Annotated in this window: 9 protein-coding genes; 6 read left to right on the top strand and 3 right to left on the bottom strand. The window is 57.6% G+C overall.

The window, feature by feature from the left end:
- Nucleotides 1-72: 72 nt before the first annotated feature.
- The 4 genes from JAO32_RS12995 to JAO32_RS13010 are packed head-to-tail and all read left to right on the top strand — an operon-like array spanning nt 73 to nt 4,824.
- Complete coding sequence (locus JAO32_RS12995) at nt 73-2,139, top strand: tetratricopeptide repeat protein (RefSeq protein WP_334241034.1); 2,067 nt, start codon at nt 73-75, stop codon at nt 2,137-2,139.
- A 56-nt stretch (nt 2,140-2,195) separates the two neighbouring features.
- On the top strand, nt 2,196-3,299 hold the full coding sequence (dgt, locus tag JAO32_RS13000) for a dGTP triphosphohydrolase (RefSeq protein ID WP_334241036.1): 1,104 nt from the start codon (nt 2,196-2,198) through the stop codon (nt 3,297-3,299).
- Between the two features lie 47 nt (nt 3,300-3,346).
- Nucleotides 3,347-4,612 (top strand): metal-dependent hydrolase family protein, encoded by a 1,266-nt coding sequence (locus JAO32_RS13005; RefSeq protein ID WP_334241038.1) that lies wholly within the window; start codon nt 3,347-3,349, stop codon nt 4,610-4,612.
- Nucleotides 4,609-4,824: a hypothetical protein gene (locus tag JAO32_RS13010; protein WP_334241040.1), complete on the top strand. Its 216-nt coding sequence runs from the start codon at nt 4,609-4,611 to the stop codon at nt 4,822-4,824. Before JAO32_RS13005 ends, JAO32_RS13010 begins: the two co-directional genes overlap by 4 nt.
- Nucleotides 4,825-4,952: 128 nt before the next feature.
- Here the strand turns inward: JAO32_RS13010 and JAO32_RS13015 are convergent, their stop codons facing one another.
- From JAO32_RS13015 to JAO32_RS13025, 3 genes are read right to left on the bottom strand one after another with little or no spacing between them, the layout of a single operon-like run.
- Complete coding sequence (locus JAO32_RS13015) at nt 4,953-6,758, bottom strand: ABC-F family ATP-binding cassette domain-containing protein (protein ID WP_334241042.1); 1,806 nt, start codon at nt 6,756-6,758, stop codon at nt 4,953-4,955.
- A gap of 40 nt (nt 6,759-6,798) precedes the next feature.
- The gene (tsaE, locus tag JAO32_RS13020) at nt 6,799-7,236 is read right to left on the bottom strand and encodes a tRNA (adenosine(37)-N6)-threonylcarbamoyltransferase complex ATPase subunit type 1 TsaE (protein ID WP_334241045.1); all 438 of its coding nucleotides are present in this window, start codon (nt 7,234-7,236) and stop codon (nt 6,799-6,801) included.
- Nucleotides 7,237-7,246: 10 nt separating this feature from the next.
- Entirely contained in the window at nt 7,247-8,689 is a 1,443-nt protein-coding gene (locus JAO32_RS13025) for a DUF1015 domain-containing protein (protein WP_334241047.1), read from the bottom strand.
- 137 nt (nt 8,690-8,826) lie between these two features.
- On the opposite strand from JAO32_RS13025, the gene JAO32_RS13030 reads away from it, so the two are divergent.
- Nucleotides 8,827-10,401 carry a DHA2 family efflux MFS transporter permease subunit gene (locus JAO32_RS13030; RefSeq protein WP_334241049.1) on the top strand — a complete coding sequence of 525 codons (1,575 nt, stop codon included), beginning with the start codon at nt 8,827-8,829 and terminating at the stop codon, nt 10,399-10,401.
- Between the two features lie 54 nt (nt 10,402-10,455).
- Nucleotides 10,456-11,727, top strand: a complete 1,272-nt coding sequence (locus tag JAO32_RS13035; protein ID WP_334241051.1) for a hypothetical protein — start codon at nt 10,456-10,458, stop codon at nt 11,725-11,727.
- The last annotated feature ends 47 nt before the right edge of the window (nt 11,728-11,774 follow it).

An 11,774-nucleotide genomic window follows, 5' to 3' on the forward strand; every position in this document is an offset into this window, starting at 1 on the left:
ATGATTGGTCCGCAGAACGCTGTTTTATCGTCTTCCCTCCGGCGCCTTGCTTCTCGAAGCGTAGCCCGCTGGATGCCTCTGGCCGCCGCGGCACTTATCGTGTCCGCGGCGCCGCTGTCTGCCCAGAAGAACACGAACGCCCCCGCGCCGCTGCCCCCGGTTACAGCGTCGCAAAACGCCTCAGGCTCCAGCGCTGCGTACTATCACTACGGCCTGGCGCACATCTACGAAGACCTTGCCACCACGCAGGGGCGTAGCGATTACGCAACGCAGGCCATTGAGCAGTACAAGCTCGCGCTCGATGCGGATCCCACCTCCACATATCTGCAGGATGGCCTCGCTGGTCTCTACTTCAAGCTGGGCCGTATCCGCGAAGCCGTGCAGGTTTCGCAGGACCAGATCAAGAAGAACAACGACGATCTGGAAGCGCATCGCCTTCTCGGTCGCATCTACTATCGTTCACTCGGCGACGCGCAGGGTCCACAGCAGCAACAGATGGTGGAACTCGCACGAGCGGAATACGAGATGCTCGTCAAACTCGAGCCGAACGTAGCGGAGAATCATCTTCTGCTGGGCCAGTTGTATGAAGTGAGCCACGACTCCGCCAAGGCTGAAGAACAGTTCAAAGCCGCGCAAAACCTTGACGGTGGTACAGAAGAATCGTTGCTGAACCTCGCACGCCTATACAGCGAACAGGGTGATACGCAGCGCGTGGTCAACACGCTCACCGCACTCCCAGAAGAAGATCGCACAGCACGCATTGAACTGGCCATCGGCGCCAGCTACGACCAGTTGCACAAGCCGAAGGAAGCAGCCGCAGCCTACCAGCGCGCGTTGGACATCGAAAGCGACAACACGGATGCCATGCACGGTCTTGCGAACGCGTTGCTCACGCAGGACAAGCTGGACGACGCTCTGAAGGCATACAACAACATCCTCGCCGCTGAACCGCAGGATGCGCAGACCTACATCAAGATCTCGGAAATCCAGCGTCGACAGGGCCATTACGATACCGCGCTTGCCACGCTCCAGAAGGCGAAAGCCTCCATTCCAGACAATGAAGAACTCATCTTCAACGAAGCTCTGCTGTACGACGCTCTTGGTCGCTACGCCGACGCAGAGGCCGCACTAAAGGGCGTTCTCCAAACCACCGCGAAGTCAGACAACAGCTATACCGATGGCGAGCGCAACAATCGTGCCATCTTCCTCGACCGTCTCGCCACGCTCTATCGCGAAGAGAACAAGATTGACCTTGCCGTCGACGCATACAAGCAGATGACGGCACTCGGCGGCGAGTTCAAATCGCGCGGCGTGGGTGGCGCAGTCGATGCCTATCGCGACGCGCATGAGTGGGACAAGGCAGAAGCAGTTGCTGCGGTAGCCGCTAAGGCAGCACCGCAGGATCGGGATGCACAGATGCTCTGGGCCGGTCAGCTTGCGGATACCGGCAAGGCAGAGGAAGGCATTGCGCTGCTCAAGAAGCAATTGAATGGCAAGGGGCCGGACGATCGCATCACCTATCTCACGCTGGCGCAGGCATACCTTCGTCTGCGCAAGTATGACGATGCAAACGCCGCGCTGGATAAGGCTGAGCCGCTTTCCGCGCGCAACGAAGACAAGCTTTATCTCTGGTTCCTGCGTGGCACCATTGACGACAAAGAGAACAAGAAGGACGAAGCGGAAACATGGTTCCGCAAGGCACTCGACGTCGATCCCAATAACGCGCAGACACTCAACTATCTCGCGTACATGTTTGCAGAGCGTGGCGTAAAGCTACCGGAAGCGCTGACCATGATCAAGAAGGCCGTGGAGCTTGATCCGCAGAACTACGCCTATCTCGATACCGAAGGCTGGGTCTACTTCAAGATGGGCGAATACGCCATGGCCGAAGACCTCTTGCAGAAGGCCGTGGAACGCAACGCCACTGACCCCACCGTGCACGATCATCTCGGCCAGGCGCTGGAAAAGCAGGGCAAACTGAAGCCCGCTGTCGCGCAGTGGGAACGTGCGCTGGTGGAATACAGCCGCTCGTTGCCTGCGGACATTGAACCGGATGATGTCAGCAACCTGCACAAGCGTCTGGATTCCGCCAAGGTAAAGCTCGCTAAGAACGCAGCGGGAACGAAGGTGATGCCGTAGGCACAGTCGCTCCAATCGACGCCTGCTACGACCTGCGCGCATGCAGCGTGCGCGGCGTGGCAGAGCAGGCACTGCTGCAGCGTGAGTGGTCTGAAACTGCGGAGCTTCGCGCTCCCGGTTTCGAGCGCGACCGCGAACGTGTAGTACAGGCGCGTGCTTTTCGCCGTCTCGCAGGCAAAACACAGGTCTTCACCAGCCGCGAATCGGACCACTTCCGTTCACGTCTCACGCACACCATTGAAGTGGTGCAGATCGCGCGCGAAGTAGCGCGTTCCCTCGGCCTGAACGAAGAACTCGTCGAGACCCTCGCACTCGTTCATGACATCGGCCATCCACCTTTCGGTCACGCAGGCGAACGTGCGCTGGATCAATGCCTGCGAAAACACGGTCTTCGCTTCGATCACAATCTCCACGCGCTCCGCATCGTCGAACACTTTGAAGACTGGTATGCCGCACATCGCGGATTGAACCTGACTCTCGGTGTACGCGAAGGTATCGTGAAGCACTCGCGCGACTACAGCCCCATCGACTATCCCGCGCTGCAGCCGTACTTTCTCGATCAGCGTCCGCCGCTGGAAGCGCAGGTGATTGACCTTGCAGATGAGATCGCATACCTCACTGCCGATCTTGATGATGGCGTAGAGAGTGGCCTCCTCGAAATCGAACACATCTGTGCCAACATCGGCATCATGGGCCGCGCTTACGAAAAGGTGCAGGAGATGCATCCCGGTGTCTCGCAGAAGTTTCACTTTCACGAGGCGCTGCAACTCATGCAGAGTGAACTCACCTGCGACCTCATTGAAACCACCGCGGCCAACGTTATGCAGCATCGTCTGCGTTCGCTGGACGATGTGCGTAACTGCCCTGACCGCGTAGCCACATTCTCGCCTGCCATGGAAGCGCAACGGCAGGAAGAAAAGGCCTATCTTTACGGCAAGCTTTACACCTGCGACTTCCTCGAAGCAGAGCACGCCAAGGCCGAACACGTCGTCTCCACGCTGTTCCACTTTTACATGCAGGATCCCTCACGCATGCCTGCAGGCTACGTGGAAGAAAGCGCAGTTGACGGCCTCCCGCGTATCGTCGCGGACTACATCGCAGGCATGACAGACAACTTCATCCTGCAGCAGTTCTGGACGGCCTCCAAGCATCGCCGCTAACTTTCATAGCAAACTGATATCACCTCAGGTATGCTGCGAAAACAAGCATGAAGATCGCATCGCTAGCCTTCGTTCTGCTCTGTCCTGCCGCACTGCTCGCGCAGCAGTCCCACACTGTAGTGCTCCACGCGGCTCGCATCCTTGACGTAACAGCAGGGAAGACACTCTCTCCCGGTGAAGTGCTCGTAGAAGGCAACAAAATCAGGGAAGCAGGAACGCACGTAACGCATCCTGCCGGTGCAGAAGTCATTGACCTGGGAGATACAACGCTCATGCCCGGGCTCATTGACGCGCACACGCATCTCTTTCTTCATGTAGGTAACGAAGCGAACCAAACCGTGGATGAAGGCGTGCCGGAGCGCACCCTCATCGCAGCCGACGCCGCAAAGCACGACCTCCTCGCTGGCTTCACCGCCGAACGCGACATGGGAACCGAAGGCGCAGGCTGTGCCGACGTCGCAGTGCGTAATGCCATCAACCGCGGCCTCATCCCCGGCCCGCGCATGCGCGTCTCCTGCAACGCCATCGATATCACTGGTGGCCACGAAGACAACAGCGGCAAGAACCCTGAGCAACATCTGTTAAGCAACGCGGACCGTGCTGATAGCACAGACGAGATCCTGCGCGCCATCCGCGAACAGCGCAAGCAGGGTGCGGACTTCGTAAAGATGTACGAAACCGGCCGCGACAGCCTGCACGATGGCGTCTTCTCATCGCCGTATCAATACACGCAGGAACAACTCGCAGCGGCCGTTGCAGAAGCAAAGCGCACCGGTAGTCGAGTCGCCGTCCACGCCACAGCGGAACCTGGTACGGGCTATGCCGCAGCGGCAGGCGTAGCATCCGTCGATCACGCAGATTTCCTCTCGGCTGAAACCATGAAGCAGATGAAGGAGAAGGACATCTTCGCTGTGCCCACCTTCGCCATCAGCGAATACTTCGCGGAGCACGCGGAATCACCCGCCGCCACGCAGCGTCGCCGCGAAAGCGAGGCCTTCCATGCTGCGGAGTTCAAGAAGCAACTCGCTGCAGGCGTACCCTTCGCCGTAGGTTCTGACGTGGGCCCATTCCCGCACGGCACACAGGCGCGCGAGATGGAACTCATGGTGAAGTACGGCATGCCATCCGCAGACGTACTGCGTGCGGACCTCATCAACGGCGCAAAACTTCTCGATTGGGAAAACAGCATCGGCCAGTTGAAACCTGGTTTCTTCGCCGATGTCATCGCGGTTCCCGGTGATCCGGTCAAAGACATCACCGCGCTCGAACATGTGCAATTCGTAATGAAAAACGGCGAGGTGATCAAACGATGAGCATCTTCACCCGTGCACGTTATGACAAGAACGGAAAGCGCATCTGCGCTCGTTGTGGCAGTGATCGCTTTGAGCGTGTTCTTCGCGAAGGCATTCTGCAAACGCACATCATGCCGTTCTTCCACCAGTATCCCTGGCGTTGCGTCATCTGCAATCTGACCTTCTACCGCCCGTTGCGCCGCAATGCAGAAGACCCCGCCGAGTGGCGCTGACGCAGCTTTCGCAGTGATCCATCATGTTGTTGTGGCAGAAAATACTGACAGGTCATCCTGAGCGAAGCGAAGGATCCCCGCAGCCTTTCATCGCAGCAATGCTGTGAAACTCTTTCATCCACGAACCATTACATCGCGCGTTCGGCTAGCACTTCCCATCGCGCATAAAGCTCTGCCAACTCACCCTGCGCATTCGTCTGCTCCAACAGCGCATCCTGCAGCGCCGCAGCATCCACTGCAATCGCAGGGGTTGCCAATATAAGCTCTGCTGCCGCTACACGCGATTCCGCAGTAGCAATGCGCTCTTCCAGTGTCGACCACTCACGCTGCTCGTTGAAGCTCAGCTTCTTCTTCGCAACAGGAGCAGCCGCGACAGGTTCTGCGACCTTCGCAACTTCTGCCACCGGTGCAGCCACCACCGGCTTCGAATTCATCCAGTCTTCCCACTGCGCAAAGTCGGCAAACTGTTCTGTGTTGCCCTTGCCATCCAGTCCCAGCACCGTCGTGGCCACGCGATTCAACATGTAACGATCATGTGTCACCAGCACCAACGCGCCGGGATACTCAAGCAGGCTCTCTTCCAGAATCTCCAGCGTAGGAATATCCAGATCGTTCGTCGGCTCATCCAGCAGCAACAAATCCGCAGGTTGCAGCATCAGCCGCGCAATCAACACACGCGCTCTCTCACCCCCGCTCAACCGCTCCACCGGCTGATTCAACTGCTCGCCTGTAAACAGGAAACGCGCTGCCCAACTCGCCACATGAATCTGCTGTCCATTGTGAACAACGGAATCGCCCTCGGGCGAAAGCGCCTGTCGCAGCGTCAGCTTCGTATCAATCTCACGCGCCTGCGAGAAATACACCACGCGCAACTGATGCGCGCGTTTGATGGTGCCGGTCGTCGGTTCCAGATCGCCCGTCAGCAAACGCAGAATCGTCGTCTTACCGCTGCCGTTCGGCCCAACCAGACCAACGCGTGTCCGCGCCGTCATTACATAGTTCAGATTGTTAACAATCGTCCTGCCGCCCAGCTCCAGCGAAACATTCTCTGCTTCAATCAGCCGCTTCGTCTGACGATCCGTGGCAACAAAATCGATATTCGCGGAAGACCTCTGCGCACGCGAGTTGCGGTCCGCGAGTTCGCCAATCATCTCGTGCGCTTTATCAATGCGTGCCTTGCTCTTGGTGGTACGCGCCTTCGGCCCGCGCCGCAGCCATTCAATCTCCGTCTTCACCTGATTTTTCAGGCTTTCCGTTTGCTTGGCCTGCGCGGCCAGGTAAAGCTCACGCTCTTCCAAAAACTTGGAATACGCACCATGCACGCGGAAGATGCCGTCAGGATACACACGGTTCAACTCTGCCGTTTCGTTGCTGACAGCTTCCAGAAAGAAGCGGTCATGCGAAATAATCACGCACGCGCTGGGGATGTAGTTGAGCAGTTCTTCCAGCCACTCAATGCCACCCAGATCAAGATGGTTGGTAGGCTCGTCCAGAAGCAATACGTCGGGCTCAACGATGACGCCTTCGCAGATGGCCAGCCGCTTGCGCCAGCCGCCTGACAGGCTTCGTGCTTCCGCATCTTCGTCAGGAAATCCAGTCCGGCCCATCAGCTCGCGCAAGCGCTGTTCATGCTCGTTTTCCGGCACGTTGCCGTCCAACAGTGCACGCTCCAGAACGCCGCGCACCGTCAGGCCTGCAGGGAACTCGCTGATCTGGTGAATCACGCCAACACGCGCACGTTTGCGAACTGCCACTTCGCCGCTGTCGGCATCTTCGCGTCCAGCAAGAATGTTCAGCAGCGTGGATTTACCCGCGCCATTCGGCCCCACCAGGCCAAGTCGTTCGCCATCGGAAACAACCAGCGAAACATTCTGAAACAGGACACGTGCGCCATAGCGCTTCGAGACGGATTGCGCGTTAAGAATCGGCGGCATCGTCTTAGTTTATCGGTTTTACAAAGGGAAGGGAGAGAACCTACAACATCTGCACAAAGAACCAGCGTTCATCCGGCTCATCGCCGGGCTGAATTACCACCTGCCCACGCGCGCGTTGCAGCAGCGATGGAAATTTATCACCCCACTCCACCAGCACCAGCGCATTCGGATCAGTTTCCATCTCCTCAATGCCAAGCGAAAGCAGTTCCTCGTCCTTCTCAAGACGATAAAGATCCAGGTGATACAGCTTCAGTTTTGTGCCTTGATACTCATGCACCAGCGTGAACGTGGGGCTCGTGACATCTTCAGCATTCGCACCAATGCACTGCGCAATGCCTTTCACCAGCGTGGTTTTACCCGCGCCCAGATCGCCCTTCAGAATCACGAGGCGCGGCGCAGGCAACATCAATTCCATGATGTTCTGCGCCAGCGCCATCGTGCCATTCACGCTGCGTGTTTTCAGCCGTTTTTCAATCATCTATTTTCGATTAGTCCAATGCGTAGAAAGCAAGTCCACTCAGCAGCTTCGGATAAAAGTCGGTCGACTTCTGCGGCATCACTTCACCGCCCAGCGACACTTCCTTCATCTGGTCCAGCGTCACGGGCTTGATCAGGAACGCAATATCCGCCTCGCCGCGCGAAACCTGTGCTGCTGCATCTTCTGCACTACGCAGATAACGCAGGTTCTCCTGCTGACGAATCGATTCGGGCGTCAACTCCAGCAACTGCTCCAGTACCAGCGCATGCAACTGCACCACATCCATCACACGCTGACGCGGTGGCACATGCTGCAGCGCGCCTTCCACGGCGGCCTTCTTCGCCTTCAGCAGCCACGTGCCATCGGCCATAACAGCCAGGAACGCAACGCCTTCCGTAGCATTCAGCGGAGCAAGACGTTCTGCGGCAGACTCAACACCTTCCGCATCGGATCCAGCAGCCACAGCCTTCGCTTCCACCTTGCTCACATCGAAGAACTCTTTCGCCTTATCCAGGAACGCCTGCGAAGAGAAATCCTTCAGTCCATACACAATGCGGTGCGTCGGCAGAATCGTAATGCCCGGCGCATCTGTGTTCACCAGCGTCATCATCATCGCGGCTTCCGGGAACGGGGGCACCGGCAACTGCGGTCCCACCTTCAGGTCCGCATCGTTCGACGGCGATTCGTCGGAATTGCCCACCTGCTTCTCGCTGTGTTCGTGCTGACGCGTCGAATCCGCAACGCCCAGCTCTGCAGCGCGCTCGCGTGCATACGCGGTCGACGTTTCATAGCGATGGTGACCATCGGCAATGATCAGCTTCTTGTCTGACAGCGCGCCCACCAGCAGGTTCAGCACATGCGGATCGGTCACCTTCCAAACGCTGTGCACAACGCCGTATTCATCGGTAACAGTCTCGTCCGCAGGAATCGTCGGTTCACCCGTACGATTGCCAAACACCAGGCTCTCCACCGTGAATGAAGGATCGCTGTACAGCATGTAAATCTGTTCGCAATAGGTGCGTGTCGCCTTAAACAGCGACAGGCGATCGCTCTTCGGCTTGGCCAGCGTCTGTTCGTGGCGATACACCACCTGCTCGGCGTAGTCGTACAGGTGCCCCAGGCAGATCAGTCCGCGGCGCTCGCGCACTTCGTTGGTGCCCGGAACGGTGTAACGCTGCGCATAGCCAAACAGTGCGGGCTCACGCTCTTCCACCAGCACGGCTTCCTTGCGCCAGTCCTGCAGCGTCTTCGCCGCGCGGCTGTACACATTCTCCGTCTCCGTATCGGCAGGGAAGCGCTTGCCCAGGATCACGCGGATCAGGTTATAGGGGCTTTTTTCGTAATACGCTTCCTGCATCGCAGGCGAAATCTTGTCGTACGGCTGGGTAACCACGTCTTCCAACTGTACTTTTTGCGTGTTGTAACGGAGGGCGCGAAAAGGATATATACGCATGCGTGCCTTTTGAGGAGGGTGCTCCTTGCGATAATTCGGTGCCACTCCATTCTATCGGGCCGGAAATCTTCCCTGTTTCGGTCTGTTCATAAAAGCCGTAAATACTCGGGGAAAAATTCTGCATCTACCTAAACATCATGGCGAATGAGCAGTGGAAACCGAGGGTCAACCCCTGGCTTATTGCTGGTACTGTGGCGCTGGCCGCCTTTATGGAGGTTCTGGATACCTCCATTGCCAACGTGGCTTTGCCCCACATTTCCGGCTCCCTGGCCGCCAGCCAGGACCAGGGAACATGGGTCCTTACCAGCTATCTTGTCTCCAACGCCATCGTCTTGCCCTTGGGCGGGTGGGCCTCCAGCGTCTTCGGTCGCAAGAACTTTTTCTTGCTCTGCATCACCATCTTTACCATCGCCAGCTTCCTCTGCGGCATCGCCCCATCGCTACCCCTGTTGCTGCTTTTCCGCATATTGCAGGGTGCCGGCGGCGGAGGCCTTCAACCCATGGCCCAGGCCATCATGGCCGACTCGTTCGACCCCAAACAGCGCGGCACGGCATTCTCGCTGTATGCGCTAGTGGCGGTGCTCGCGCCCTCCATCGGTCCCACACTTGGCGGCTGGATTACCGACAACTACTCCTGGCGCTGGATCTTTTACATCAACATCCCCGTCGGCATCCTCGCATTCGTACTCGTTTCGCGACTCGTGGACGATCCGCCATGGATCAAAGGCGACAGAAAAAACCTGCTGAAGGTGGACTACATCGGCCTTGCGTTCCTCACCATCGCCATGGCCGGTTTGCAAATCGCATTGGACAAAGGCGAAGAAAACGACTGGTTCTCCTCCAACTTCATCCGCACCTTCGCTGCCATGTTCGTCTTCGGCATGATCGCGCTCATCTGGTGGGAACTGCGTGCAAAAAATCCCATCATGAATCTGCGTCTCTTCCGTTTCCGCAACTTCTCCATCTGCTGCTTTCTCATGCTGTTAGTGGGTGGCATTCTCAATGCAGGAACAGTGCTGCAGCCGCAGTTCACGCAACAACTGCTCGGTTACGACGCCACAACCGCGGGCCTCGCGCTCACTGCTGGCGGATGCGTTCTCCTCGTGTGCGCTCCAATCGCAGGCATCCTCTCCGACAAACTTCCTGCACGAACATTGGTCGCCTGCGCCTTTGTGTTTTTCTCCTGCGCGTATTGGTACGTGTCCAACCACATCACGCTGGGCATCAGCTTCGGCCAGAACTCATTCCTGCGCGTCATTCAGGTCATGCCCATCCCGTTCTGCTTCATCGCCATTACCAACGCGGCATACGTCGGCCTGCCGCGTGAAGCATCGAATCAGGTCAGCGGTCTCATCAATTTCGCGCGCAACATCGGCGGCTCCATTCTCATTTCGCTTTCTGGCGCACAGGTCACCAACCGCACACTGTTTCATGAAGCCCGTCTGCAGAACTACATGAACTACGCCAACGACCAGTTCAACCAGAGCGTTCAGCAGATCGGTCGCTTTATCGGCAGCACCGCAGGGCAGGCGCAGGGCCAATACGCCGCCCAGGCAAACATCTATCAGCAGTTGAACCAGCAGGCCGCCGTCATGGGCTACGCCGATGTCTATCGCATGTTGGCGTGGATGACTGCGGGCATGTTCTTCCTCGCCTTCCTGTTAAGCAAGCCCAAGGGTGGCGAAAAGGCGCCAGAAGGCGCTGTGCACTAGCTCTACCTGCATGTCAGGTAAACATGCGTATTCACTGCGCCGTCCAAAAGGAGCATGACGTTTGCCGGTCTGCGTGTGATCCATATTCTTGCCGTTCTTTTTTGGATCGGAGCCATCGTCAGCCTCCCGGCACTTGTCCTCACCGGAGAATCCGCATGGGGATGGGATCTTCACGTGTACACGAATGCTATCCACTCACTCCGCGACGGACACGATCCTTACGCCGACGGCATCGCCGTGCAGCAGGCTTTTCACGCATCGCCGCAGGCAAACGATGCATCCATCATGCCGCCGTACACCTACGTGTACTCACCCATCACACTGCCTTTTATGCGACTTGTGTCGCATCTCCCACTTACTGTTTCAGGCGGTATCTACTGGGCCGTATACGCATCCGCAGTGCTACTCATGGTGTGGCTGGGAACGCGTCTCTTTCGCAATAGCGAACACGTCGCAATGCTTCTCATGGCGCCGCTCGCCATGCACTTTCCAGGATTACTAAGTAACAACGTCATCCTCAGCGGCAACCTCGCGTACATCCTGTACGCCATCATCCTCGCCGTTGCATGGCTCGGTTGGCAACGTGGTCTATGGTGGCCGTTTTATCTCGCTGTTGTCGCTGCATCCTGTATCAAAGCGCCACTCCTCACACTGCTCTGCATCCCCGTATTCTCCGCACGAAAGCAATGGATGCCCGTCGGCATCGCTGCATTCGTAGGACTGTTGCTGTTCTTCATGCAGCGATTCCTGTGGCCTGGTGAATTTTTGAATTACCTCCGCGCCGTCTCATTGCAGTTTGAATACAACCACGACTTCGGCCTGAGCCCCGCAGGCTTATTCGGCGAATGGCTCTACGCACATCACTGGCCTTACACCGCTGGCAGCACCGCTTTCTACATCGCCTACGCCATCCCCGTGCTGCTGTCACTCTTCCTTCTCGCAAAGCGCTACAGCAAAGGCGACATTTCCCTGGAACAGTGGGCTCCCGTCCTGCTGCTTGGCGTGGTGTTGTTGAACCCGCGCATCAAGGAATACGACGTAGCGCCACTGACCCTTCCCATGGCGCTGATCGCCTGGCGTCTCTTTGCATGGAAAAACAGGCCGCCGCACATCGCCATCGAGTTCCTGCTCTTCTTTCTGTCGCTCCAATTCCTCTCCGGCAACGACGCGGCCGTATGGAAACCCCTTGCTGGCTGCATTTTGACGGCACTTTACATCGCCGGAGCATGGCAACTCTTCGTCACCTCATCCGTCAACATGGCAGAGAAATACTGTGACAAAGGCGGCAACTCCATCGCGTACAATCGTCTTCCCACGGAGGCGTAGAAAACCTCTGCGGGTCAAAACCGTCCAAGTAATGACGAGACGGTTTG

The organism is Terriglobus sp. ADX1 (assembly GCF_036877645.1).
Classification (GTDB): Bacteria; Acidobacteriota; Terriglobia; order Terriglobales; family Acidobacteriaceae; genus Terriglobus.